The sequence below is a fragment of the Cupriavidus sp. WKF15 genome (assembly GCF_029278605.1).
Taxonomy (GTDB): domain Bacteria; phylum Pseudomonadota; class Gammaproteobacteria; order Burkholderiales; family Burkholderiaceae; genus Cupriavidus.
Genome location: NZ_CP119572.1, coordinates 2,997,219 through 3,021,787, shown reverse-complemented (window position 1 = coordinate 3,021,787; position 24,569 = coordinate 2,997,219). Strand labels below are relative to the sequence as shown.

21 protein-coding genes are annotated in these 24,569 nt (G+C 65.7%); 13 read left to right on the top strand and 8 right to left on the bottom strand.

Annotation, left to right across the window (positions count from 1 at the left end; all coding sequences use genetic code 11):
- Positions 1-4: 4 nt before the first annotated feature.
- Together panD and CupriaWKF_RS14000 are read right to left on the bottom strand one after the other, a co-directional pair.
- Positions 5-367: an aspartate 1-decarboxylase gene (gene panD / locus CupriaWKF_RS14005; protein WP_276098449.1), complete on the bottom strand. Its 363-nt coding sequence runs from the start codon at positions 365-367 to the stop codon at positions 5-7.
- Positions 368-427: 60 nt separating this feature from the next.
- Positions 428-1,549, bottom strand: coding sequence for a Re/Si-specific NAD(P)(+) transhydrogenase subunit alpha (locus CupriaWKF_RS14000; protein WP_276098448.1), 1,122 nt, complete (start codon positions 1,547-1,549; stop codon positions 428-430).
- Positions 1,550-1,792: 243 nt separating this feature from the next.
- Between CupriaWKF_RS14000 and CupriaWKF_RS13995 the strand changes: the two genes are divergently transcribed.
- Together CupriaWKF_RS13995 and mnmA are read left to right on the top strand one after the other, a co-directional pair.
- A complete protein-coding gene (locus tag CupriaWKF_RS13995; RefSeq protein ID WP_276098447.1) occupies positions 1,793-2,284 on the top strand; it encodes an NUDIX hydrolase in 492 nt (163 codons plus the stop codon).
- Complete coding sequence (gene mnmA / locus CupriaWKF_RS13990; protein WP_276098446.1) at positions 2,281-3,369, top strand: tRNA 2-thiouridine(34) synthase MnmA; 1,089 nt, start codon at positions 2,281-2,283, stop codon at positions 3,367-3,369. Before CupriaWKF_RS13995 ends, mnmA begins: the two co-directional genes overlap by 4 nt.
- Positions 3,370-3,428: 59 nt before the next feature.
- On the opposite strand, the gene CupriaWKF_RS13985 is transcribed toward mnmA, so the two are convergent.
- Positions 3,429-4,043 carry a glutathione S-transferase C-terminal domain-containing protein gene (locus tag CupriaWKF_RS13985; protein ID WP_276098445.1) on the bottom strand — a complete coding sequence of 205 codons (615 nt, stop codon included), beginning with the start codon at positions 4,041-4,043 and terminating at the stop codon, positions 3,429-3,431.
- A gap of 372 nt (positions 4,044-4,415) precedes the next feature.
- Here CupriaWKF_RS13985 and purB point away from each other — a divergent pair, with 372 nt between their 5' ends.
- The 9 genes from purB to CupriaWKF_RS13940 all read left to right on the top strand — a co-directional run bounded on the left by purB (position 4,416) and on the right by CupriaWKF_RS13940 (position 15,105).
- Positions 4,416-5,792 carry an adenylosuccinate lyase gene (gene purB / locus CupriaWKF_RS13980; protein WP_276098444.1) on the top strand — a complete coding sequence of 459 codons (1,377 nt, stop codon included), beginning with the start codon at positions 4,416-4,418 and terminating at the stop codon, positions 5,790-5,792.
- Between the two features lie 455 nt (positions 5,793-6,247).
- Positions 6,248-7,612 carry a group II intron reverse transcriptase/maturase gene (ltrA, locus tag CupriaWKF_RS13975; RefSeq protein WP_276100660.1) on the top strand — a complete coding sequence of 455 codons (1,365 nt, stop codon included), beginning with the start codon at positions 6,248-6,250 and terminating at the stop codon, positions 7,610-7,612.
- Positions 7,613-7,897: 285 nt separating this feature from the next.
- Entirely contained in the window at positions 7,898-8,449 is a 552-nt protein-coding gene (locus tag CupriaWKF_RS13970) for a cytochrome b (protein WP_276098443.1), read from the top strand.
- A 103-nt stretch (positions 8,450-8,552) separates the two neighbouring features.
- Positions 8,553-9,125 (top strand): YceI family protein, encoded by a 573-nt coding sequence (locus tag CupriaWKF_RS13965; RefSeq protein ID WP_276098442.1) that lies wholly within the window; start codon positions 8,553-8,555, stop codon positions 9,123-9,125.
- Positions 9,126-9,210: 85 nt separating this feature from the next.
- Positions 9,211-9,801, top strand: a complete 591-nt coding sequence (locus CupriaWKF_RS13960) for a YceI family protein (protein WP_276098441.1) — start codon at positions 9,211-9,213, stop codon at positions 9,799-9,801.
- A 371-nt stretch (positions 9,802-10,172) separates the two neighbouring features.
- Positions 10,173-11,564 (top strand): class I SAM-dependent methyltransferase, encoded by a 1,392-nt coding sequence (locus CupriaWKF_RS13955; RefSeq protein WP_276098440.1) that lies wholly within the window; start codon positions 10,173-10,175, stop codon positions 11,562-11,564.
- Positions 11,565-11,628: 64 nt separating this feature from the next.
- Positions 11,629-12,960: a HAMP domain-containing sensor histidine kinase gene (locus tag CupriaWKF_RS13950; protein ID WP_276098439.1), complete on the top strand. Its 1,332-nt coding sequence runs from the start codon at positions 11,629-11,631 to the stop codon at positions 12,958-12,960.
- 7 nt (positions 12,961-12,967) lie between these two features.
- Positions 12,968-14,101 carry a hybrid sensor histidine kinase/response regulator gene (locus tag CupriaWKF_RS13945; protein WP_276098438.1) on the top strand — a complete coding sequence of 378 codons (1,134 nt, stop codon included), beginning with the start codon at positions 12,968-12,970 and terminating at the stop codon, positions 14,099-14,101.
- Positions 14,098-15,105 (top strand): response regulator, encoded by a 1,008-nt coding sequence (locus CupriaWKF_RS13940; protein WP_276098437.1) that lies wholly within the window; start codon positions 14,098-14,100, stop codon positions 15,103-15,105. The genes CupriaWKF_RS13945 and CupriaWKF_RS13940 overlap by 4 nt, the downstream gene beginning before the upstream one ends.
- A gap of 87 nt (positions 15,106-15,192) precedes the next feature.
- Here CupriaWKF_RS13940 and secF read toward each other — a convergent pair whose 3' ends face one another.
- The 5 genes from secF to queA form a co-directional block, all read right to left on the bottom strand.
- Complete coding sequence (gene secF, locus CupriaWKF_RS13935; protein WP_276098436.1) at positions 15,193-16,164, bottom strand: protein translocase subunit SecF; 972 nt, start codon at positions 16,162-16,164, stop codon at positions 15,193-15,195.
- A 24-nt stretch (positions 16,165-16,188) separates the two neighbouring features.
- On the bottom strand, positions 16,189-18,054 hold the full coding sequence (gene secD, locus CupriaWKF_RS13930) for a protein translocase subunit SecD (RefSeq protein ID WP_276098435.1): 1,866 nt from the start codon (positions 18,052-18,054) through the stop codon (positions 16,189-16,191).
- Between the two features lie 195 nt (positions 18,055-18,249).
- Positions 18,250-18,576 (bottom strand): preprotein translocase subunit YajC, encoded by a 327-nt coding sequence (gene yajC, locus CupriaWKF_RS13925; protein WP_276098434.1) that lies wholly within the window; start codon positions 18,574-18,576, stop codon positions 18,250-18,252.
- A gap of 187 nt (positions 18,577-18,763) precedes the next feature.
- A complete protein-coding gene (gene tgt / locus CupriaWKF_RS13920; protein WP_276098433.1) occupies positions 18,764-19,894 on the bottom strand; it encodes a tRNA guanosine(34) transglycosylase Tgt in 1,131 nt (376 codons plus the stop codon).
- A 46-nt stretch (positions 19,895-19,940) separates the two neighbouring features.
- Complete coding sequence (gene queA / locus CupriaWKF_RS13915) at positions 19,941-20,990, bottom strand: tRNA preQ1(34) S-adenosylmethionine ribosyltransferase-isomerase QueA (RefSeq protein ID WP_276098432.1); 1,050 nt, start codon at positions 20,988-20,990, stop codon at positions 19,941-19,943.
- Between the two features lie 147 nt (positions 20,991-21,137).
- Between queA and recG the strand changes: the two genes are divergently transcribed.
- Positions 21,138-23,312 carry an ATP-dependent DNA helicase RecG gene (recG, locus tag CupriaWKF_RS13910; RefSeq protein ID WP_276098431.1) on the top strand — a complete coding sequence of 725 codons (2,175 nt, stop codon included), beginning with the start codon at positions 21,138-21,140 and terminating at the stop codon, positions 23,310-23,312.
- A 108-nt stretch (positions 23,313-23,420) separates the two neighbouring features.
- Positions 23,421-24,371, top strand: coding sequence for a LysR substrate-binding domain-containing protein (locus tag CupriaWKF_RS13905; protein WP_276098430.1), 951 nt, complete (start codon positions 23,421-23,423; stop codon positions 24,369-24,371).
- Positions 24,372-24,569 lie beyond the last annotated feature (198 nt).

The window sequence follows — 24,569 nt, the reverse complement described above, 5'->3', positions numbered from 1 at the left end:
GGGCTTAGACCTTCTTGATTTCCTTGATGCCGTTCTTCTCGTCGACCAGGATGATCTTCGGCTTGTACGTGGCGATCTCTTCGTCGCTCATCGGCGCGTAGGTGCAGATGATCAGATGGTCGCCGATATGCGCGCGGCGTGCGGCGGCGCCATTGAGCGAGATCTCGCCGCTGCCGCGCTTGCCCTTGATGATATACGTGGAGAAGCGTTCGCCGTTCTGCACGTTGTACAGGTCGATCTTCTCGAACTCCTTCATGTCGGCAGCTTCGAGCAGGTCCTCGTCGATGCCGCACGAGCCCTCGTAGTGGAGGTCCGCCTGCGTCACGGTGACGCGGTGGAGCTTGGCGCGGAGCATGATGCGTTGCATGGGTGATACGTCCTTATATTGATGCGAAATGCAGCCGGCGCCCGCGGGCGCCGGAAAGACTCACGCCGCCTTGCGCACGACTTCGCCGCCGTTGCACATCAGGCAGGCGGCGACGATGTCGTCTTCGAGGTTGAGCGTGAACTGGCCGTCCTTGTCGATGACCAGCTTGAGGAAGTCCAGCACGTTGCGGGCATAGAGCGCCGAGGCGTCGGCCGCGACCATGCTGGCCAGGTTGGTGTGCCCGACGAAGGTGACGCCATGGCGCTCGACTACTTCGTCGGCCACGGTCAGCGGGCAGTTGCCGCCTTGAGCCGCAGCCAGGTCGACCACCACCGAACCGGGCTTCATCTGCTTGACCGTGTCTTCCTGCAGCAGCACCGGCGCCTTGCGGCCCGGGATCAGCGCGGTGGTGATGATGATGTCGGCCTGCTTGGCGCGCTCGTGCACCAGTTCGGCCTGGCGGCGCATCCAGTCCGGCGGCATTGGTCGGGCATAGCCGCCCACGCCCTGCGCGATCTCGCGCTCTTCGTCGGTCACGAACGGGACGTCGAGGAATTTCGCGCCGAGCGATTCGATCTGCTCCTTGACGGCCGGGCGCACGTCCGAGGCCTCGATCACGGCACCCAGGCGCTTGGCCGTGGCGATCGCCTGCAGGCCGGCCACGCCGGCGCCGAGGATCAGCACGCGCGCGGCCTTGACGGTGCCGGCGGCGGTCATCAGCATCGGCATGAAGCGCTGGTAGTGGTGGGCCGCGACCAGCACGGCCTTGTAGCCGGCGATATTGGCCTGCGAGGAGAGCACGTCCATGCTCTGCGCGCGCGTGGTGCGCGGCGCGGCTTCGAGCGCGAACGCGGTGACCGATGCCGCAGCCATGCGCGCGTTGTTCTCGGCATCGAACGGATTGAGCATGCCCACCAGCACCGAGCCAGGCTTCATCTGCGCCAGCTCTGCGGCTTCCGGCGCCCGCACCTTCAGCACCAGGTCAGCGCCAAGCGCCTCGGCGGCGCTGCCGATGGTCGCGCCGACGGCCTCATAGGCGCCGTCGGGCTGGCTGGCCCGTACGCCGGCACCCGCCTGCACCACGACCTTGTGGCCTTGTGCAACGTACTTCTTGACGGTCTCCGGGGTGGCGGCGACGCGAGTCTCGCCGGCCCGCGTCTCCTGCGGGATGCCGATGTACATCGTCAATTTCTCCTTTTGCTGGCGTCATGTCTGGTGGGCGGGCCGACGTCTGGCCCGTTGCACGCCGGCTGCTGCCAGCCGCAGCGCACAATTTTCAACGCAGCTTACAGTAATCTGACGATTTGTTGGTGACCGATCGGTCGGGTTTTGGCACGCCGCCACGTAACGGCGGGAGAGCCGCCACCGCGCTGCACAATGTCCGCGCAACCGGTAAAATGCCAGATTGCCTAAAAAATGTGCATCATGCCACGTGACTGGAATGCCAGCGTGACGGTTGCCGCGGTCATCGAGCGCGGCGGGCGGTTCCTGCTGGTGGAAGAAGAAACCCGTGACGGCTTGCGGCTGAACCAGCCCGCGGGCCACCTGGATCCGGGCGAAAGCCTGATCCGCGCCGTCATCCGCGAAACGCTGGAAGAGACCGCGCATACCTTCGAGCCGCGCGCGCTGCTGGGCTGCTATATGGGCCGGGCGCTGTCGTCGCGCACGGGCACCGACGTGACCTATGTGCGTTTTGCCTTCACGGGCGACCTGGGCTCGCTCGACGCGGGCCGCCAGCTCGATACCGGCATCGTGCGCACCGTGTGGATGAGTGCCGACGAGATCCGCGCCTGCCCCGAGCGTCACCGCACGCCCCTGGTGCAGGCCTGCGTCGATGACTATCTGGCCGGCAAGCGCTTTGCGCTCGACGCGCTCTACACGCACCCGTCGGTGCTGGCCAACGGAGACGCATCGTGAGCGGCAAGCGGGTCGTGGTCGGCATGTCGGGCGGGGTCGATTCGTCGGTCACCGCGTGGTTGCTCAAGCAGCAGGGCTATGAAGTCATCGGCCTGTTCATGAAGAACTGGGAAGACGACGACGACAGCGAATACTGCTCCACGCGTCAGGACTGGCTTGACGTGGTGTCCGTGGCCGACCTGATCGGCGTGGATGTCGAGGCGGTGAACTTTGCCGCCGAGTACAAGGACCGCGTGTTCGCCGATTTCCTGCGCGAGTATTCTGCTGGCCGTACGCCGAACCCCGACGTGCTGTGCAATGCCGAGATCAAGTTCAAGGCATTTCTCGACCACGCCATGTCGCTGGGCGCCGAGACCATTGCCACGGGTCACTATGCGCGCGTGCGTCAGAACGCGGCCGGCCGTTTCGAGCTGCTCAAGGCGCTGGACCATACCAAGGACCAGAGCTACTTCCTGCACCGCCTGAACCAGGCGCAGCTCTCGCGCACGCTGTTCCCGCTGGGCGAGATCCCGAAGACCCGCGTGCGCGAGATCGCCGCCGAGATCGGCCTGCCGAACGCCAAGAAAAAGGACTCGACCGGCATCTGCTTCATCGGCGAGCGGCCGTTCCGCGATTTCCTGAACCGCTACCTGCCGACCAAGCCGGGCCCGATGAAGACGCCCGACGGCAAGGTGGTCGGCGAGCATATCGGGCTGGCCTTCTACACGCTCGGGCAGCGCAAGGGCATCGGCCTCGGCGGCAGCCGCGACGGCAATGGCGACGCATGGTACGTGGCGCGCAAGGACATGGCGAACAATACGCTCTACGTCGTGCAGGGCCACGACCATCCATGGCTGCTGACGCCCACGCTGATCGCCGCCGACCTGTCCTGGGTGGCAGGGGAGCCGCCTGCGGCCGGTGCCGCTATGGCGGCGAAGACGCGCTACCGCCAGAGCGATGCGCCGTGCGTGGTCGAAGCGGCGGACGGCGACACGCTCAGGCTCGCGTTTGCCGAAGCGCAGTGGGCTGTCACGCCGGGCCAGTCGGCGGTGCTGTACGACGGTGACGTCTGCCTGGGCGGCGGCATCATCCAGTCGGCGCAGTGAGCGCAGCCTGAAAGCAAAAACGCCCGCATGCGGGCGTTTTTGTTTCTTGGCGCCGGCGCTCAGGCCTGCGGCGGTTCCGTGTCGATGAACGACTGGCGCTTGGCGAGCTTCTCGTGGTACGTCGCCAGGTTCGGATGGCGCTCGCGCCAGTTGATTTCCGGAAAGCGGAAATCCAGATAGGACAGCGCACAGCCCACGGCCACGTCGGCGAGCGAATAGTGGTTGCCGCTGCACCATGGACGATCCGCCAGGCCGTTCGACATGGCGGCCAGCGCGGCGTGGATCTTGCCAAGCTGGCGCTGCACCCAGCGCTCGCTACGCTCGTGCGGTTCGCGCTGGGTGTTCTCCAGGCGCGCCAGCAGGGCGGCATCGAGCAGGCCATCGGCCAGCGCTTCCCAGCAGCGCACTTCCAGGCGTTCGCGGCCGCCTTGCGGAATCAGGCGGCTGACCGGCGTGAGCGTGTCGACGTATTCGACGATCACGCGCGAGTCATAGATCGAGCTGCCGTCCTCCATGACCAGGCATGGCACCTTGCCGAGCGGATTGTATTGGCCGATCACCGTATCGGCTGACCAGACGTTCTCTTCGATCAACTGGTAGTCGATCTTCTTTTCCGCCATCACTACGCGCACCTTGCGCGCGTAGGGACTGGTTTGGGACGCGAACAGCTTCATTTTCTCCCCTCGAGCTTGTTATGAAGTGCATCGACGCTCGGCGGCAAGCGACGCAGGAGCCCAGTGGCTCCGATGCTTGCCCGATGCACTTCATAACAGGCTAGCGGAACGGCGAGCGCGAGTATACCCGCGCCGCATGGCGAACGAGGCCTCCCGTACGGATGCCCCATGGCTATGCTGGAGCGTTGCCCCGATATTGCGGCATGGGTGGTAAAATCGCCCGTTGCGCGGCGCCGGCCCGTCAGCGCCGTCAGTCGCAGCGAGCACGCGGTGCGGCGCATTGGCCGCTTGCCAGTTGCCCGCGGGGCGCCCCCCACGCCTGGCGCGCGCCTGCGATCCGTCCCATACCCCTCATTCTCCCCGGTTGCCAGCATGTCCATCTCTTCGCTTTCGCCGCTCACCGCCCTGTCCCCCATCGATGGCCGCTATGCCTCCAAGGCCGATGCGCTGCGCGAATGGCTGTCCGAAGCCGCTTTCATGCGCAACCGCGTCAAGGTCGAAGTGCACTGGCTGATCGCGCTGGCCAAGACCGGCCTGCCCGACATGCCGAAGTTCTCGTCGGCCTCGGAAGCCGCGCTGCTGGCCCTGGTTGACAAGTTTTCCGAAGCCGACGCGGCCCGTATCAAGGAAATCGAGGCGGTTACCAACCACGACGTCAAGGCGGTCGAGTACTGGCTCAAGGAGCAGGTCAAGGGCAACGCCGAACTGGAAGCGGCGAGCGAGTTCATCCACTTCGCCTGCACCTCGGAAGATATCAACAACACCTCGCACGGCATGATGCTCAAGGGCGCGCGCGAAGCCGTGGTGGTGCCGGCGCTCAAGCGCGTGCATGCGCGCCTGGTGGAACTGGCCAAGGCCAATGCGGCCCAGCCGATGCTGTCGCGCACCCACGGCCAGCCGGCCAGCCCGACCACGCTGGGCAAGGAAATGGCCAACGTGGCCGCGCGCCTGGCGCGCGCCATCGAGCGCATCGAGCGCGTGGAACTGCTCGGCAAGATGAACGGTGCCGTGGGCAATTACAACGCGCACCTGTCGGCCTACCCGACGTTCGACTGGGAAGCGTTCTCGAAGCAGGTCATCGAAACCCGCCTGGGCCTGACCTTCAACCCGTACACCATCCAGATCGAGCCGCACGACTACATGGCCGAGCTGTTCGACGCCGTGGCGCGCGCCAACACCATCCTGCTGGACCTGAACCGCGATATCTGGGGCTATATCTCGGTGGGCTACTTCAAGCAGAAGACCAAGGCCGGCGAGATCGGTTCGTCGACCATGCCGCACAAGGTCAACCCGATCGACTTCGAAAACTCGGAAGGCAACCTGGGCCTGGCCAACGCGGTGCTGCGCCACCTGTCGGAAAAGCTGCCGGTGTCGCGCTGGCAGCGCGACCTGACCGATTCGACCGTGCTGCGCAATATCGGCGTGGCCTTCGGCTACAGCCTGCTGGCCTACGAGGCCTGCCTGCGCGGCCTGGGCAAGCTGGAAACCAACCCCGAGCGCCTCAACGAAGACCTCGACAACTGCTGGGAAGTGCTGGCCGAGCCGGTCCAGACCGTGATGCGCCGCTTCGGCGTGCCCAACCCGTACGAGCAGCTCAAGGAGCTGACCCGCGGCAAGGGCATCTCGCGCGAGGCGCTGCAGACGTTCATCACCGGCCTGGCCATTCCGCAGGACGCCAAGGACCTGCTGCTCGCCATGACGCCGGCCAGCTATATCGGCAAGGCCGTGGTACTGGCCGAGCGGATCTGACGCTAGCCTGTTCCGTGCGACGCAAGAAAGCCACCCGATCGGGTGGCTTTTTTGCGTGCGCCCAGCATGGGCGCACTCTTGTGGGTGCAAGTCCCACCGTAAGTTGATCACAGCGAACGAAGCGAAGCGCAACTGCGTGAGGGTGACCGAGCGTGGGGAGGAAGCGTGGAGCGAAGCTGCGAGCCGAGGGACACGAACCGGATAGAAGGCGGTGCCGACCAGGACGAGCGGGCGCAATTCCGCGAAGTTCTTGTGATCAAGGGGAGGCGGCGTAAATCCGGCGGTTGTGCAGCGAAGGAGTGCGTTCTTACCTGGGGACGCCCCGCCTTGCGCCTGAAAGGGCGACGGCGTCGAGCCGGAGCGGGGTCTCAGCAGAGGTCATATTAGTTGGGGGTAGCGCCGGGAAGGCTCGAGTCCACCGACGAAGGACCGAACGAGAGGGAGTGTTCGAAGCCGTGTCGATGCAACAGGCATTGCGTCAGAAGCCCGCGCGAGCGGGGCGAGCGAGGGAAACGGACGGTGAAGCCGGCCGGGAACTCGCTCGTGACGAAGCCGGCGGCCCGCGACGCGAACCGGAGGACACAGGGTCGGCGCTGCTGGCAGCGGCGCTGACGCGAGAGAACCTGAAGCAGGCGTTCAGGCGGGTCCGACGCAACAAGGGTGCCGCTGGCGTAGACGGTCTGGATATTGATCAGACCGCTCGCCATCTGGTGTCGGCGTGGCCGGAGATTCGCCAGCAACTGCTCAAGGGGACGTACCGGCCCAGTCCGGTACGGCGGGTAACGATTCCGAAGCCGGACGGAGGCGAGCGTGAGCTTGGTATCGCGACGGTGACGGATCGGTTGATCCAGCAGGCGCTGTTGCAGGTATTGCAGCCGATTCTGGACCCTACCTTCAGCGAGCATAGCTATGGCTTCCGTCCCGGCAGGCGTGCGCACGACGCGGTGCTAGCCGCACAGTCGTACGTGCAATCGGGTCGGCGAATAGTGGTGGACGTGGACTTGGAAAAATTTTTTGACCGAGTCAACCACGACATCCTGATTGATCGCCTACAGAAGCGCATCGAGGACCCCGGAGTCATCCGGCTGGTCCGGGCGTATCTGAACAGCGGGCTGATGGATGGCGGGGTGGTGCTGCAACGGTACGAGGGCACGCCGCAGGGCGGTCCCCTGTCGCCGTTGCTGGCCAACGTGCTGCTCGATGAGGTGGACAAGGAGTTGGAGTGCCGAGGCCATTGCTTCGTGCGCTACGCCGACGATGCGAACGTGTACGTTCGCAGTCGGAGGGCGGGCGAGCGGGTGATGGCGCTGTTGCGGCGGCTGTACGGCAAGTTGCGCCTGAAGGTCAACGAGGCAAAGAGCGCGGTGGCGAGCGCGTTTGGCCGCAAATTCCTCGGCTACAGCTTCTGGGTAGCCGCAGGAGTGGTCAAGCGCAAGGTGGCCGTTAAGCCGCTGCTGACGTTCAAACAACGCATCCGCGAACTGACCGGTCGCTCAGGCGGCCGGAGTCTACGTGCGGTCGTGGAGCGGCTGCAGCCATATGTACGGGGTTGGAAGGCCTACTTCCGGCTGGCGCAAACACCTCATGTCTGGCGAAAGCTGGACGAATGGATGCGTCATCGGTTGCGCGCGATCCAACTCAAGCATTGGCGCTACGGCACTACGATCTACCGGGAATTGCGGGCGCTGGGGGCTGCGCATGCGACAGCCCAGCGGGTGGCGGCCAACAGCCGCTGCTGGTGGCGCAACAGCGATGGCGAGCTAAACCGCGTGCTGAATATCGCCTTCTTCGACCTACTGGGGATGCCTCGCCTTGCTTAACCTCAACCTCTCGAACCGCCCGGTGCGGACCCGCATGCCGGGTGGTGTGGCAGGGGCGCAGCCCGGATGGCTGCCTCCTATGCCGATTTGTAACGGCGATGAAGCCATATCCGTGCCCTGCGGCGGAATGTCGCTTCAAATGATTTGAATAACTTAATTAAGGACTGTCCTGCATCTGCGCACATTCCGCCGCAATAATGCGAGAATCGGAAGCGCGGAGCCAAACTCCCCGTTGCAGACTTGCCCAAAATTGTGAAACGCCCGCGACACGGGCAGAGGAATTTGATGCGTTCGAACGCCAACGCTAGCGGCTACGGTGCCACGGCCATCGGCCTGCACTGGATCATTGCCCTGCTGATCTTCGCCGCCTTCGGGCTCGGCTGGTACATGACCGGCATCCCGGGGCTGACGCCGACCAAGCTCAAGCTGTTTTCGTGGCACAAATGGCTGGGTGTGACCGTTTTCATCATCGCCGTGCTGCGCGTGCTCTGGCGCGCCACGCATGCCGCACCGCCGGTCGCGCCAGGCACGCCGGCATGGCAGGCCAAGGCCGCCGCCGGTGCCCACCACCTGCTTTACGTGCTGATCATCGTGGTCCCTGTCACGGGCTATCTGTACAGCCTGGCCGCGGGTGTGCCGGTGGTCTACCTGGGCTTGTGGAAGATGCCGGTGCTGATCGAGCCCAACGAAGCACTGAAGGAAGTTTTCAAGCTTGTGCACGTCTGGCTGAACTACCTGATGGCCGGCGTGGTCGCGGTGCATGCGGCCGCTGCCATCAAGCACCAGGTCGTCGATCGCGACGGCACGCTTGGCCGCATGCTGCCGTTCCTGCGCTAAGCCACGCGTGCGCAGGCCTGCCCCTGCGGTAGCCATTGTTCGGGAAGTCCCTTTTCGGTTCTGATGCGCGGCGCAGGGCGCCGTCCACTGACAGGAGTCATTGATGAAACGTATTCCCCGCCCCGGTTCGCTGCTGCTGGCCACGGTGCTGGCCACCACCGGTGTTGCCGCCAACCTTGCCTGGGCGCAGATCGACACCGCCAAAAGCTCGGTGACCGCAGTGGCGCGCCAGATCGGCGTGCCCATGGAAGGCAAGTTCAAGAAGTTTGACGCGAACGTCGACTTTGATCCCGCCAAGCTCGCGGCGTCGTCGGCCAAGGTCGAGATCGATGTGTCGAGCTTCGAGATCGCCGACGCCGAGACCACCAAGGAAGTGAAGGGCAAGGATTGGTTCGACGCGGCGAAGTACCCGAAGGCCGTGTTCCAGTCGACCAGCATCAAGAACGGCACGCCGGGCAAGTACGAAGTGGCCGGCAAGCTGACCATCAAGGGCAAGACCCAGGACATCGTCATTCCGGCCACCTATCGGCAGGACGGTGGTGCCCAGGTGTTCGAAGGCGTGCTGCCGATCAAGCGCACGGCCTTCAATATCGGCGACGGCGAATGGAAGGACACTTCCGTGGTCGCCGACGACGTGCAGATCAAGTTCCGTATCGTGACGGCAGCAAAGAAGTGAAACCCGGCAGCGCCGGGCTTTACGAACTGAACAGCTGTTGCCATTCCCGTTGATGTTCCTCTCCAACCTTTTGTCGGGAGATCCCATGAAACTGCGTACCCTCATGACCGCCGTGGCGGCCGTTGCTGCAACCGCCGCCTTTGGCGTGGCTTCGGCCAATACCGTGACCTATAACCTCGATCCGACCCATACCTACCCGAGCTTCGAGGCCGACCACCTCGGCGGCCTGTCGACCTGGCGCGGCAAGTTCGAGAAGTCCAGCGGCGTCGTCACGCTGGACCGCGTCGCCAAGAGCGGCACGGTGGACGTGAAGATCGACCCGGCTTCGATCGACTTCGGCAATGCCAAGCTGAACCAGCATGCCAAGAGCCCCGACATGTTCGACGTCGAGGCTTTCCCTGAAGCCAGCTACAAGGGCAAGTTCAGCAAGTTCAAGGGCGACGTCCCGACCGAAGTGGAGGGCGTGCTGACCCTGCACGGCGTGTCCAAGCCGGTGAAGCTGGAAATCCGCGACTTCAAGTGCATCCAGCATCCGATGCTCAAGCGCGAGGCCTGCGGCGCCGACGCCGTCGGCCAGTTCAACCGCGCCGATTTCGGCGTCGACTATGGCGTGAAGATGGGCTTCAATCCCCAGGTCAAGCTGGCGATCCAGGTCGAAGGCGTCCGGGCAGAGTAAGCCCGAAGCCGCGGCCGGTTCCCGCCGCCACCCGCAGCACCCGAAAAGCCGGCATTCGCCGGCTTTTTTTCTTGAGCTGCCTTCATGGGGAGGGCGAGTCGTGCACTTGGTTGTACGACATGCGGCAGCCACAGTACAATGGTCCGCGGCATTTCACCATCACCGGTGCAGGCAATGGCGCCCGCCCGCCTGCGGGGCACGCTGGCCTTCGCGCCAAAACTCAGGCAATTGCGCATTACTATGAGCCTTCGCTGTCGTTCCCCGTTCCGGTAGCCTTTCCGCGTCCCACTCGCCCCTGCACGCCGTACCCGGCCGATCTGCCAGCCTGTATGGCCCGCAGCGTTTCTCGGATTTCCCCCTGGCGCAATACTGTGTATTCCAAAACGCAAATCGATCCGGTGGTCAGTTTCCGCAACTCGCAGGGTGAGCAGGTGCGGGGCACGATCATCAATCTCCAGAGAAAGTCTCTGGTGATGGAAATCTACAATCCGTATTCGATCGTGCAGGTCAGCGAGGTGCTGAGCGAGCTCAGTGTCCGGATGGGGGCAAAGAACGCCTACCTTGGCAAGGCCGTGGTCATGAGCCTGGTGAATACCGGCCTGACCGCGGTGGTGTCGCTGACGCTGATCGACGAATGGCGCGAGCTCAGCGACCTCAACAACGAGCCCAAGTCGGTCGCCCGCGAGGCCGAACTGTTCGTGCAGGACTGGGACGCGCGCTTCAACATCCGGCGCGACTACCAGATCGTGGTCAACGAGATGCGCGCGTTCCTGTCAGAGGTGTCGCGCTGGGTGGAGCAGGTCGACCTGACCGAGTCGCTGCCCAAGGTCGACGGCCGCCTGCGCGAGGACGTGTTCTACGAGCTCGCCACGCCGATCATGGGCCGCACCAAGCGCTATCTCGACTGGCTCGAGGAAGAGGCGCAGCGCGTCGATCCGGAGATCGCCCCGGTGCACCGCACCTACGCCCAGGCGGCGCTGCACCCGCTGCTGCTGCGCGCGCCGTTCGTCTACCGGACCTTCACCAAGCCGCTTGGCTACGCTGGTGACTACGAGATGGTGAACCAGATCCTGGGCGATCCGCAGCAGGGGCCCACCACCTACTTCCAGATCGTCAACACCGCCTTCCTCAAGGCGGCGGTCGCCACGGCCCACCGCAACCGCATCGACCTGCTGATCGACTTCCTGAAGCGGCAGGCCGAGCGTGCTACGGTGGCCGGACGCCCGTTCCGTTTGCTGAACGTGGGTTGCGGCCCGGCCTTCGAAATCCAGCGCTTTGTCCGCGAATACGAACGCCCGGAAATGCTCTCGTTCCAGCTCGTCGACTTCAGCGAAGAGACCCTCGAATACACCAAGGCCTCGATCGAGCGCGCCGCCGCGCAGGCCGGGCACAAGGTTTCGGTGGAGATGGTTCACCAGTCGGTGCATGAACTGCTCAAGCGGCGCATCGCTGCGGACGATTTCGATGCCAGGGAATTCGATGCCGTCTATTGCGCGGGCCTCTTCGACTACCTGTCCGACAAGGTGTGTTCGCGACTGCTGTCGTACTTCGCGTCGCGCACCCGGCCCGGCGGGCAGGTACTTGTCACCAACGTGCATGCGGACAATCCGGAGAAATTCGGCATGGAGCACCTGCTGGAGTGGTACCTGATCTATCGGGACGACCCGGGCATGCTGGCGCTGCTGCCCGATAATTCGTGCGAGCACCGGGTCTATGTCGATGCCACCGGCGTCAACGTGTTTGCCGAAGCGACCATTCAATGAGGCACTGACCGTACACCGTTCCGCGCCAGCCAGCCGGCGCGGCGGAGTACCACCGGACCAGGTCATGAGTACGAACCAACTATATGCGGGCTACCAGTCCGAACTGGCGGATTTTCGCCTCGCGTTCAGCCGCGGCGGTGCCTATACCGCCATCGTGCTGGTGCTGCTCGGGGTCGGGCTGGACTACGGCCAGTATCCGCAGCAGCAACTCGTCTTCGGGCTCGCGCGCGTGGTGGTGTCGCTGCTGATCGCCGGCGTGGTGGTCATGCTCTACAGCGCGGCCGGGCGGCGTTTCGCGCCCTGGCTCACGCTGACCTGGCTGCTGCTGCCGCAGATCATGATCGCGTGGATGATCTCGCAGACCGAGGGCGTGGAATCGCCGTACTACGTGGGGCTCAACCTGGCGATCTTCGCCTCGGGCATCGCGCTGCCGTTCGGGCTGTGGCAGAACCTGGTGTTCGGCATGCTCTCGTACCTGCTGTATGCGCTGGCCTGCCTGCTGCATTCCGGCGGCATCGAGCCGATGGGCACGTTTATCGTCAATTCGCTGTTCCTGCTGTTCGCCGCGGCGGCCAGCGGCGTCTATACCTTCTTCAACGAGCGCGCGCGTTTCATGCTGTTCCGGCTCAAGGCCGAAGTGGCGGAAAAGAACGCCGAGCTGGAAGTCATCAACCGCAAGCTCGTCGACATCAAGGGCCAGATGCTGCAGCAGGAGAAGATGGCCGCGATCGGCACGCTCGCGGCCGGCCTGCTGCACGAGGTCAACAACCCGGTCAACTTCTGCCTGATGGCGATCGAGGTGGCCATGGAAGAGCCGCAGGCCAAGGAGAACCCGTCGCTGGAGGAGTGCCTGGTCGATGCCAAGCAGGGGATGCAGCGCATCCAGCATATCGTGTCCGACCTGAAGACCTTTGCCTACCGCAAGCCCGGTGCCGAGGTCGAGGGCACGCCGTTCCTGTTCGAGAAGGCGCTCGATTCCTCCATCCGCCTGACGGCCCACGAACTGCGCGGCGTCAAGGTGACGCGCGACCTGCCTGATGACACGCTGGTGCTCGGCGACGAAGCCGCCGTCATCGGCGTGCTGATCAACCTTTTTTCCAATGCCGCGCTGGCCATGCGCAAGGCAGGCACGACGGCACCGGCGATCCATACCACGGTCAGGTGGGTGGAGAGCCGGCTACATGTGCGCGTGCAGGACAATGGCCCGGGCATCGCCCCGGAGCACCTGGCGCGCGTGTTTGAACCCTTCTTTACGACGCGCGACGTGGGGCAGGGACTGGGCCTGGGCCTGTCGATCAGCTATGCGGTGATCGAGCGGCACGGCGGCCAGCTCTATGCCGAAAGCGAAGTCGGCCAGTGGGCCGCCTTCAGCTTCGACCTGCCGCGCGCGGAGTGACCCGGCCATGAGCGAAGTCCAGCAGGCACGGCCCACTGTGCTCTATGTCGACGATGAAGAGATGGCGTGCAAATACTTTGCGCGCGCCGTCGGCAACGAGTATGAGGTTCTGATCGCAACCGGTGCCGATCAAGCCATCGACATGCTGCGTGCGGAGGGCGCGCGCACGGTCATCCTGGTGACCGACTTCCGCATGCCAGGGCGCGACGGCGGCGACCTGCTGCGCCAGGTGGCAGAGGAATTCCCGCAGGTCGTGCGTATCCTCGTCACGGCTTACGCCGACAAGGACGTGCTGCTGCAGACGGTCAACAGCGGCGAGGTGTTCCGCATCCTGGAAAAGCCGCTGAGCGTCGGCGACGTGCGCAATGTGCTGCGGCTGGCCGTGGAGCGTTCGCGCGAGCGGGCCCTGCGGCAGCAGCGGCTGATGGCCATCGACGAGACGCTCGCCTTCCTGGCCCACGAACTGAACACGCCGCTGGCGGCCATCGCCAATTTCGCACGTGGCATTGAAGGCCGCGTGGCGGCGGAATACAGCGCGCAGCGCCAGGGCGAGATCGGCCAGGCCGCCAGCGCGATGCACGACAACGCCCAGTATTGCCTGGCGGTGCTGTCGTCGTTCCTGCAATCCGTGCGCAGCAGCGCAGGCAGCGCGCCGGCGCGGCAGGAGCCCGGCGCCGAGGTGAGCGCGGGTGCGCTGGTCGCGTCGCTGCTGGACACCTATCCCTTTACCGGCGACCAGCGCAACTGGGTACAGGTGGAGATGCATGGCGACTTCCCCGTGCAGACGCTGCCCAATTGCGTGGCACTGGTGCTCTCCTCGGTCATGAGCAACGCGTTGCGCGCGCTCGGCGACATCGGCGCGCCATTGCTGCGATTTATCGTAGTGGCGAAGCCGCGGCAGGAGATCCGCATCTGCGACAACGGGCCCGGGATTCCGCCCGAAGTGATGGAACGACTACTGGTGGACCCCGTCACCACCCACGCCGGGGCAGGCGGCAGCGGCCTCGGCATGATTTTCTGCAACCGCGTCATGCAGTCGTTCGGCGGCGGCATCCGGATCGCCTCAGCGTCCGGGGCCGGCACGACGGTGACGCTGGACTTCCCAAATTTCAAGAATCGAATGCACAGGAGTGACCGATGAGCGAACCGATTGCCACCCAGGCACCACCCCCGGCGATTCTGTTCGTCGACGACGAGGCGACAGCCGTCAAATATTTCCAGCGCGCCATCGGCGCGCTGGCCCCTGTGGTGACCGCCGGCTCGGTGGAAGAGGGCAAGACGCTGCTCGAAGCGCACGCGGACAGCCTGGCGGTGCTGGTGTCCGACCAGCGCATGCCCGGAGAGTACGGCAATGAGCTGCTGCGCCATGCGCGCGAACGCTATCCCCATATCGTGCGGATCCTGACCACGGCTTACTCGGAGCTGGACCAGACCGTCGAGGCCGTCAACCAGGGGCAGATCCACCGCTATATCAAGAAGCCGTGGGATATCACCGCGCTGCGCATGGAGCTGAAGCAGGCGCTGGAAATGGCCGGCCTGCGCAAGGAGCGCGACCAGCTCGTGCGCGAGAAGCTGAGCGTGCTGCAGACCCAGACCGTGGCCACGCGCATCGGCATGGTCCACGCGCTGTGCGCGAGCCTGGTCGGCCCGGGCCGCTTCCAGCCGGTTGAAACCTATCTGGCAGCCACCGAGCTGGCCGGCGCGCGCAATGCCGAGCCCGACTGGCAACGGCTCGACTATGCCGACCTGGTGGGCGCCGAGAGCGAGCGCAGTGGCAGCTTCGGCCATGCGGTAGGCACGCAGTTGGCGGCCTTGCGCACGCGCTATGCCGGGCGCGGTGCCGCCGACGCGGCGGCGATCATCACCGAGGCGCTGGGCGATGGCATGGTGCGCCGCGAAGGCGATGCCGTGGTGTGGACGGCGCCATCCGCGCTCAGCGAATTCCTGGCCAGGCCGGTGGGCGAAGCCGTGTCCGCGCAGCATGCGACGTGGCTGGCCTGCCTGCTGTGGCTGGAAGAGGCCGGCGGCGCGCTGCAGTGCGCGCGGGAAGGCGAGACCATTGCCTGCCGCGCCGGCGAGCGCGCGGCCAGCTTTTCGACGGACCGCCTGGCGATCTGGATCGAGCGGTTTTCGGAGCAGGCCTGAGCGGCGGTCTTGATCGGGTAGCCATTCCCACGGGCAACAAAAAAGCGCACCACGGGGTGCGCTTTTTTTTGCTCGGGGGCTTCAGGCTCAGGCCTGCGCGCCGTAGTTGGGGTCGTCGCGGTCCGTGCCGCCTGCCTTCTTCTCGCCCTTGACCAGGTCTTCGCGCTTGACGCCGAACCACATGGCCAGCGCTGCGGCAACGAACACCGACGAGTAGATACCGAACAGGATACCGACCGTCAGCGCCAGTGCGAAGTAGTGCAGGGTGGGTCCGCCGAAGAAGAACATCGACAGCACCATCATTTCGGTCGAGCCGTGAGTGATGATGGTCCGCGACATCGTGCTGGTGATCGCGTGGTCGATGACCTCGTGCGTGGTCATCTTGCGGTACTTGCGGAAGGCTTCGCGGATCCGGTCGAAGATCACCACCGACTCGTTCACCGAGTAGCCGAGCACCGCCAGGATGGCCGCCAGCACCGACAGCGAGAATTCCCACTGGAAGAACGCGAAGAAGCCCAGGATGATCACCACGTCGTGCAGGTTGGCGATGATGCCCGCCACCGCGAACTTCCACTCGAAGCGGAACGACAGGTAGATCACGATGCCGATCACCACGCACAGCAGTGCCAGCAGGCCGTCGGTCGCCAGTTCCTTGCCGACCTGCGGGCCGACGAACTCCACGCGTTGCAGCTTGACGTCAGGCGCGGCGGCCTGCAGCGCGCCCATGACCTGCTCGCTCTGCTGGGCGGAAGTCACCTGCTTGCCGTCCGGGCCCTTCTGCAGCGGCAGGCGGATCATGACGTCGCGCGAGGTGCCGAAGTTCTGCACCTGGATGTCGTGGTAGCCCAGCTGTCCGACCTGGCCGCGGATCTTCTCCAGGTCGGCCGCCTGCTGGTAGTTGACCTCCATCACCGTACCGCCGGTGAACTCGATCGACAGGTGCAGGCCCTTGTGCCACAGGAAGAATACGGCGGCGGCAAACGTCAGGAAGGAGACCACGTTGAAGACCAACGCGTGCTTCATGAACGGAATGTCGCGCCGGATGCGGAAAAATTCCATGATGTTGTCCTGATGAATCCGTGCTTACTTGGCGACCGGGGTGTCCGCACCCGGCTTCCAGATCTGGCCGATGGCCACGCTCTGCAGCTTCTTCTTGCGGCCGTACCAGAGGTTGACCAGGCCACGGTTGAAGAACACCGCCGAGAACATCGAGGTCAGGATGCCCAGGCAGTGCACCACGGCAAAGCCGCGCACCGGGCCCGAGCCGAAGGCCAGCAGCGCCAGGCCCGCGATCAGCGTGGTGACGTTGGAGTCCAGGATGGTGGCCCAGGCGCGCTCGAAGCCGACGGCGATGGCCATCTGCGGCGAGGCCCCGCCGCGCAGTTCCTCGCGGATGCGCTCGTTGATCAGCACGTTGGCGTCGATGGCCATGCCCAGCACCAGCGCGATAGCGGCGATGCCCGGCAGTGTCAGCGTGGCCTGCAGCATCGACAGCACCGCGATCAGCAGCAGCAGGTTGATGCCCAGCGCGGCGACCGAGAATACGCCGAACAGCATGTAGTACAGGACCATGAACACGGCGATGGCGCCGAAGCCATAGGCCACCGAGTCAAAGCCCTTCTTGATGTTGTCCGCGCCCAGCGACGGGCCGATGGTGCGTTCCTCGATGATCTCCATCGGCGCGGCCAGCGAGCCGGCGCGCAGCAGCAGCGCCAGGTCGTTGGCGGCCTCGGTCGAGTAGGAGCCGGTGATCTGGAAGCTCGAGCCGAGTTCCGACTGGATTGTCGCCACGGTCAGCACTTCACCCTTGCCCTTCTCGAACAGCACGATGCCCATCGGCTTGCCGATGTTCTCGCGCGAGACGTCGCGCAGCACGCGGCCGCCTTGTGCGTCGAGCTTGATGTTGACCGACGGGCGCTGGTTCTGGTCGAAGCCGGCCGAGGCGCTTTCGATACGGTCGCCGGTGAAGATCACCTGCTTGCGCAGGATCACCGGGGCGCCGTTGCCTTGCGTGAACAGTTCGTCGCCAAACGGAACCGGGTCGCCCGGGCGCGGGTTGCGCGGGGCGTCGGGATCGGCCAGGCGCGCTTCCAGCGTGGCGGTACGGCCGATGATGTCCTTGGCCTTGGCGGTGTCCTGCACGCCGGGCAGCTGCACCACGATGCGGTCGGCGCCTTGCTGCTGGATCACGGGCTCGGCCACGCCAAGCTCGTTCACGCGGTTGTGCAGGGTGGTGATGTTCTGCTTGACGGCGGCGTCCTGCACGGCCTTGCGGGCGGCCTCGGTGAAAGTGCCGACCACGTTGTTGCCGTCCATGGCGAAGGCCAGCTCGCGCAGGTTGTCGGCCAGGATGCCGCGCGCGCGGTTGGCGTCGTCGGCGTTGTTGAGGCGCACGGTCAGCTTGTCGCCGTCGCGGTCGATGCCGCCGTGGCGCACGTTCTTGTCGCGCAGCAGGGTGCGGGCATCACCCGAGAGGCTGTCGAGCTTCTTGTCGACGGCGCCCTTCATGTCCACCTGCAGCAGGAAGTGCACGCCGCCGCGCAGGTCCAGGCCCAGGTACATCGGCAGCGCGTGCATCGCGGTCAGCCAGCGCGGCGAGCCCGAGAGCAGGTTCAGCGCGACCACGTAGGTCGGGTCGTTCACGTCGGGGTTGAGCGCGCGCGTCAGGACGTCCTTGGCCTTGAGCTGGTCGTCGGCGGTGCGGAAGCGCGCCTTGACAGAGCCGGACTGGCCGGAAACATCGAAGAAAATGCCGTCAGGCTGGAGCTGGTTCTGGGCCAGGATCTCTTCCACATGCTTCTGCATGGAGAGGTCCACCTTGACCGTGGCCTTGCCCGAGGAGACCTGCACGGCAGGCGCCTCGCCGAAGAAGTTCGGCAAGGTATAGGTGATGCCGATGGCCAGGGCCACCAGGATCACGAGATATTTCCAAAGCGGATAACGATTCATCTCTGGCCAGTCATTCAGCGGTTGGCGGGTCCGCCGGGCGCCTCAGGGGCACGCCGGCAGGGCCGGACCGGTTGGCAAACAGCCGCCTGGCCGCCACGAAAGGCCGCTTTGCGGGCCCACGGGCTGATCAGGCGGCTGCCAGGGCATGCGCAAGCGGGCATGCCGGAAAAGACAAAGGGCAGGGTCGCGAACGGATCAGAGCGACTTCAGCGAGCCCTTCGGCAGCACCGTGGTCACGGCGTTCTTCTGCACGGTGACTTCAGTGCCTGCGGCGATTTCCAGGCTGACGTACTGATCGGTCACCTTGGTCACCTTGCCCAGGATGCCGCCGGCCGTGACGACTTCGTCGTTCTTGGCAAGGGCTTCCAGCATGGCCTTGGCTTCCTTCTGGCGCTTCATCTGCGGGCGGATCATGATGAACCACAGCACCGCGAACATCAGGATGATGGGCAGGAAGCTCATCAGGCCACCCGCTGCGCCGCCGGCACCGGCGGTCTGGGCGAATGCGTTAGAAATCAGCACGTTGATTCTCCGTCACAAAAGTCATTCAAGTAATCGACCATTCTATCACCCGTGCAAGGCACGCCCCGGCATTCTGGGGCGGGAATTCGGGTTTGTTCGGGGTGCGTTCGGAACGACTTGGCGTGGATGCGCGCAAGCCCCGGCGCGACTGCGGTATTCGACCGTGCCGCGCAGGAAAGTTCGCCGCTCAGCGCGTGCCGCGCGCGCGGTCGCTGGCGAACTGGCGGCGGAAGTCGCTGAAGCGGTGTTGTTCGATCGCCTCGCGCATTTCGCGCATCAGCTGCAGATAGTAGTGCAGGTTGTGGATGGTATTCAGGCGCGCGCCCAGGATCTCGCCGACGCGGTGCAGGTGGTGCAGGTAGGCGCGCGAGAAGTTGCGGCAGGTGTAGCAGGCGCAGCCTTCGTCGAGCGGGCGCGGGTCGTTGCGGTGCGCGGCGTTCCTGATCTTGACGTCGCCGTAGCGCGTGAAGAGCCAGCCATTGCGCGCGTTGCGGGTCGGCATCACGCAGTCGAACATGTCGACCCCGGCGGCCACGCCGGCTACCAGGTCTTCAGGCGTGCCCACGCCCATCAGGTAGTGGGGCTTGTTGGCCGGCAGGCGCGGCGCCACATGCTCGAGCACGCGCATCATGTCTTCCTTGGGCTCGCCCACCGACAGGCCGCCGATGGCGAAGCCGTGGAAATCCAGCTCGGGCAGGCCGGCCAGCGATTCGTCGCGCAGGTCCTCGAACATACCGCCCTGGACGATGCCGAACAGCGCATTCGGGTTGGCCAGGCGCTCGAATTCGTCGCGCGAGCGCTTGGCCCAGCGCAGGCTCATGCGCATCGACCTGGCGGCCTCTTCGTGCGTGGCGGGGCGGCCTTCGATCTCGTACGGCGTGCATTCGTCGAACTGCATGACGATGTCCGAGTTCAGCGTGCGCTGGATCTGCATCGAGATCTCGGGCGACAGGAACAGCTTGTCGCCATTCACCGGCGACGCGAACGTGACGCCGTCTTCGGTGATCTTGCGCAGGTCGCCCAGTGAAAACACCTGGAAGCCGCCGGAATCGGTCAGGATCGGCTTGTCCCAGCCGATGAAGCGGTGCAGGCCTTCATGGCTGTTCACCACGTCCAGTCCCGGGCGCAGCCACAGGTGGAAGGTGTTGCCCAGGATGATCTGCGCGCCGATCTCGTTCAGCTCCAGCGGCGACATGGCCTTGACCGAGCCATAGGTGCCGACCGGCATGAAGATGGGCGTTTCGACCACGCCGTGGTTCAGGGTGACGCGGCCGCGGCGCGCGTTGCCGTCGGTGGTGAGGAGTTCGAAGTTGAGCATGGCGGGATTCGGTTCTGGCTTCAGGGCTGGCGCTGGTCTGCGGTGATCACTGGCGGGTCAGGAACATCGCGTCGCCGTAGCTGAAGAAACGGTAGCGCGCCTTGACCGCGTGGCGGTAGGCGGCGCGAATGGCTTGCACGCCGGCCAGCGCCGACACCAGCATCAGCAGCGTCGACTTGGGCAGGTGGAAGTTGGTGATCAGGGCATCGACCAGCCGGAACTGGTAGCCAGGCGTAATAAAGATGTCGGTGTCGCCGCTGCCGGCGTCCAGCGTGCCATCGGCATTCGCGGCGGACTCCAGCGCGCGCAGCGAGGTCGTGCCCACGGCAATGACGCGGCCGCCGCGCGCGCGCGTTTCGCGCACGGCCGCGGCCAGTTCCGGCGAAATCGCGTACCACTCCGAGTGCATCTTGTGTTCGGCGATATTCTCGGTGCGCACGGGCTGGAAGGTGCCGGCGCCCACGTGCAGCGTCAGGAACGCGCGGCGCACGCCGGCGGCGTCGAGCCGCGCAAACAACGCATCGTCGAAATGCAGGCCGGCGGTTGGTGCGGCCACGGCGCCGGGGTTGCGCGCGTAGACGGTCTGGTAGCGGGTTTCGTCGTAGGCGTCCGGATCGTGCGTGATGTAGGGCGGCAGCGGCAGGCGGCCATATTGCTCGATCAGGTCCAGCGCCGGTGCCGGGAAGCGCAGCGTGAAGAACTGGTCGACGCGCGGGCCCACAGTGACGGCAAAGGCGTCCTCGGCCAGGTGCAGCTTGCTACCCTCCGCGGGCGTCTTGGACGCGCGCACCTGGGCCAGCACGGTGTGCGTATCGAGCACGCGCTCGACCAGCACTTCGATCTTGCCGCCGCTGGGCTTGTGGCCGAAGAAGCGCGCCTTGATCACGCGCGTGTCATTGAAGACCAGCAGGTCTTCGGGGCGGAGGTATTCGATGATGTCGCTGAAGGCGCGGTCGACCATGCGGATGGCATCCGGCTGCTCGCCCGGTGCCAGGCGCTCGACCACCAGCAGCCGGCTGGCGCTGCGGTCGGGCAGGGCGCTCTGTGCAATCAGTTCGGGCGGCAGCGGGAAATCGAAATCGGACAGCGTCAACATGGAGAAACGGCAAGGCCCCGGCTTGGCGCCACCAGAGGCGGCAACCGGGATAGGTACAATCGGCGAATCCGATATTGTAAGGCTTGGGCGCCAGGCGCCGCCCGGCCCTGTGTGATACCCCTTATTTCCCCGCCTGCCCGACTGCCGATGCCCGGAACCGCCACCGAACCGACCCAGGACAAAGCCGAAGCCCCTGACTCAGCGCCGTCCGCAAAAGGCAACGCGGCGGGCAAGGCCGCGGGCAAGGACGGCAAGCCATCGTCCGCGGTCGCGCGGCTGGCCAAGATGGGCCTGCGGCGCAGCGTCGACCTGGTGCTGCACCTGCCGATGCGCTACGAGGACGAGACCACGCTGATGCCGATCGCCGAAGCGATCCGCCGCGCCGGGCTCGGCCAGCCCGCGCAGGTCGAGGGCGAGGTCATTTCCAACGAGGTCACCTTCCGCCCGCGCCGGCAGCTTGTCGTGAAGATCGCCGACGACAGCGGCGAACTGACGCTGCGCTTCCTGAATTTCTACGGCAGCCAGACCAAGCAGATGGAGGAAGGCGTGCGCCTGCGCGTGCGCGGCGAAGTGCGCGGCGGCTTCTTCGGTGCCGAGATGGTGCACCCGACGGTGCGCCCGGTGGTGCCCGACGAGCCCTTGCCGGACCGCCTCACGCCGGTCTACCCGGCCACGGCCGGCATTTCGCAGGCCTACCTGCGCAAGGCGATCTCCGGCGCGCTGTCGCGCACGCCCATGCCCGAGACGCTGCCAGCGGCCGTGCTGAAGGGCCCGCTCGCGAAGCTGAAGCTGCGCCCGCTCGCCGAATGCCTGCGCCTGCTGCATACGCCGCCGCCGCAGGAGAGCGAGGCGGCGCTGGCCGACCGCTCGCATCCGGCCTGGCAGCGCATCAAGTTCGACGAACTGCTGGCCCAGCAGATCTCGTTGCGGCGCGCGCATGAGGCCCGGCGCGAGAAGAATGCGCCATCGATGCCCCGGCATGATGGCGGCCTGCTGACGCGGTTCCTGGCGGCGCTGCCGTTCCGCCTGACCGGCGCGCAGCAGCGCGTGGTCGAGGAGATCGCGGCCGACATGACCGCGCAGCATCCGATGCACCGGCTGCTGCAGGGCGATGTGGGCAGCGGCAAGACCATCGTGGCGGCGCTGGCCGCGTGCCAGGCCATCGACGCCGGCTACCAGGCCGCGATCATGGCGCCGACCGAAATCCTGGCCGAGCAGCACTACCGCAAGCTGTCGGCGTGGCTGGAGCCGCTCGGCGTGCCGGTGGTGTGGCTGGCCGGCAGCCTCAAGGCACGCGAAAAGCGCGAGGCCGTGGCGCGCGTGGAATCGGGCGAGGCCCGGCTTGCCATCGGCACGCATGCGCTGATCCAGGACACTGTGCGCTTCGCGCGGCTGGGCCTGTCGGTGGTGGACGAGCAGCATCGCTTCGGCGTGGCGCAGCGCCTGGCGCTGCGCGGCAAGGCACGCGGCGCGGAGCCCGCCCAGCCCGCGCCGGATACGGTCCCGCACCAGCTCATGATGTCGGCCACGCCGATCCCGCGCACGCTGGCCATGACCTATTACGCGGACCTCGATGTATCGGTGATCGACGAACTGCCGCCGGGCCGCACGCCGATCGTCACGCGCCTGGTCAACGACGAGCGCCGCGACGAGGTGATCGGGCGCATCCACCATGCGGCAGCCGAGGGCCGGCAGGTCTACTGGGTCTGCCCGCTGATCGAGGAAAGCGAGGCGCTGCAGCTCCAGACTGCCGTGGAGACCTATGAAACGCTGGTTGCCGCGTTGCCGGACCTGCGCGTCGGCCTGGTCCACGGCCGCCTGCCGCCGGCCGAGAAGGCGTCCGTGATGGACGACTTCAGCGCCAACCGCCTGCAGGTGCTGGTGGCCACTACGGTGATCGAAGTGGGCGTGGACGTGCCCAATGCCTCGCTGATGGTGATCGAACATGCCGAGCGCTTTGGCCTGGCACAGCTTCACCAGTTGCGCGGCCGGGTGGGGCGGGGCACCGCCGAGTCGGTCTGCCTGCTGATGTACCAGGCGCCGCTATCGCCCACCGCGCGCGAACGGCTGGCCACCATGCGCGAGACCACCGACGGCTTCGAGATCGCGCGGCGCGATCTGGAGATCCGCGGACCCGGCGAATTCCTCGGCGCGCGCCAGTCGGGCGAAGCCATGCTGCGTTTTGCCGACCTGAACACCGACGCGTGGCTGGTCGAGTACGCGCAGGAAGCCGCGCAGCTCATGCTGACGCAATTTCCGGAGGCCGTGGAGGCCCATCTGTCGCGTTGGCTGGGTGGCCGCGAGCACTACCTGAAAGCCTGACCAGCAGGGCGATCTTCGTTTGGTGCCCTATGCGCCGCATTCACGCGGCGATCTGACAGATTCCGGAATCGAAGGTAAAATCTATCGCCTACCGCAAATTGATTAGTCATGACGCTCACCGAACTGAAGTACATCGTCGCCGTGGCGCGGGAGCGCCATTTCGGCCGTGCTGCCGAGGCCTGCTTCGTGTCGCAGCCCACCTTGTCGGTGGCGATCAAGAAGCTGGAAGACGAACTCAACGTGCAGATCTTCGAGCGCGGCACCTCGGAGGTCTCCGTGACCTCGGTGGGCGAGCAGATCGTGGCCCAGGCCCAGCGCGTGCTCGAACAGACCATGGCCATCCGCGAGATCGCCAAGCAGGGCAAGGACCCGCTGGCCGGCCCGCTGCGCGTGGGCGTGATCTACACCATCGGGCCCTACCTGCTGCCGTCGCTGGTCAAGCAGATGATCGGCGCCGTGCCGCAGATGCCGCTGATGCTGCAGGAGAACTACACGGTCAAGCTGATCGAGCTGCTCAAGCAGGGCGAGATCGACTGCGCCATCATGGCCGAGCCGTTCGCCGATTCGGGCCTCACGGTGCGGCCGCTCTATGACGAGCCCTTTGTCGTGGCGGTGCCGCGCGGGCACCAGCTCGCCGAAGCCAGCCATGTCGATCCGGACGAGCTGAAGCGGCAGACCATGCTGCTGCTCGGCAGCGGCCATTGCTTCCGCGACCATGTGCTCGGTGTCTGCCCGGAGCTGTCGCGCTTCTCGCAGGCATCGGACGGCATCCAGAAGACGTTTGAAGGTTCGTCGCTCGAAACGATCCGGCATATGGTCGCCAGCGGCGTCGGCATTACCGTGCTGCCTCGCACGTCGGTGCCGGACATGAAGGCCAAGGGCGATATGCTGGCCTACGTGCCGTTCGCCGACCCGGTGCCGGACCGCCGCGTGGTGCTGGCCTGGCGCAAGAGCTTTACCCGCCTGCCTGCCATGGAGGCGCTGGCCAGCGCCGTGGCCGCGTGCGAGCTGCCGGGCGTGCGCAAGCTCGATGCCAAGGAGCTGGCCGAGGCGGCCTGACCGCTTCGTGCATGCCGTGAATCGGGGGCCGCCATGAGCGGCCCTTTTGCATGGTTCGACGAGTCGTGGCAGCTGTGGGGAGGGATTGCGGTGGTCCTTTGCGCTGCCGTCCCGGTTGCCGGGCTCGCTCCGGGTTTGTCCGGGCTTGCAGGGTAATGCAATAATGTCGGGGCTATGCCGCCCGGCCAGGTCCGGCCC

Coding starts and splice junctions, on each gene's coding strand:
- panD (WP_276098449.1), bottom strand. CDS start 367: ATGCAACGCATCATGCTCCGCGCCAAGCTCCACCGCGTCACCGTGACG.
- CupriaWKF_RS14000 (WP_276098448.1), bottom strand. CDS start 1,549: ATGTACATCGGCATCCCGCAGGAGACGCGGGCCGGCGAGACTCGCGTC.
- CupriaWKF_RS13995 (WP_276098447.1), top strand. CDS start 1,793: ATGCCACGTGACTGGAATGCCAGCGTGACGGTTGCCGCGGTCATCGAG.
- CupriaWKF_RS13985 (WP_276098445.1), bottom strand. CDS start 4,043: ATGAAGCTGTTCGCGTCCCAAACCAGTCCCTACGCGCGCAAGGTGCGC.
- purB (WP_276098444.1), top strand. CDS start 4,416: ATGTCCATCTCTTCGCTTTCGCCGCTCACCGCCCTGTCCCCCATCGAT.
- CupriaWKF_RS13970 (WP_276098443.1), top strand. CDS start 7,898: ATGCGTTCGAACGCCAACGCTAGCGGCTACGGTGCCACGGCCATCGGC.
- CupriaWKF_RS13965 (WP_276098442.1), top strand. CDS start 8,553: ATGAAACGTATTCCCCGCCCCGGTTCGCTGCTGCTGGCCACGGTGCTG.
- CupriaWKF_RS13960 (WP_276098441.1), top strand. CDS start 9,211: ATGAAACTGCGTACCCTCATGACCGCCGTGGCGGCCGTTGCTGCAACC.
- CupriaWKF_RS13950 (WP_276098439.1), top strand. CDS start 11,629: ATGAGTACGAACCAACTATATGCGGGCTACCAGTCCGAACTGGCGGAT.
- CupriaWKF_RS13945 (WP_276098438.1), top strand. CDS start 12,968: ATGAGCGAAGTCCAGCAGGCACGGCCCACTGTGCTCTATGTCGACGAT.
- CupriaWKF_RS13940 (WP_276098437.1), top strand. CDS start 14,098: ATGAGCGAACCGATTGCCACCCAGGCACCACCCCCGGCGATTCTGTTC.
- secF (WP_276098436.1), bottom strand. CDS start 16,164: ATGGAATTTTTCCGCATCCGGCGCGACATTCCGTTCATGAAGCACGCG.
- secD (WP_276098435.1), bottom strand. CDS start 18,054: ATGAATCGTTATCCGCTTTGGAAATATCTCGTGATCCTGGTGGCCCTG.
- tgt (WP_276098433.1), bottom strand. CDS start 19,894: ATGCTCAACTTCGAACTCCTCACCACCGACGGCAACGCGCGCCGCGGC.
- queA (WP_276098432.1), bottom strand. CDS start 20,990: ATGTTGACGCTGTCCGATTTCGATTTCCCGCTGCCGCCCGAACTGATT.
- recG (WP_276098431.1), top strand. CDS start 21,138: ATGCCCGGAACCGCCACCGAACCGACCCAGGACAAAGCCGAAGCCCCT.
- CupriaWKF_RS13905 (WP_276098430.1), top strand. CDS start 23,421: ATGACGCTCACCGAACTGAAGTACATCGTCGCCGTGGCGCGGGAGCGC.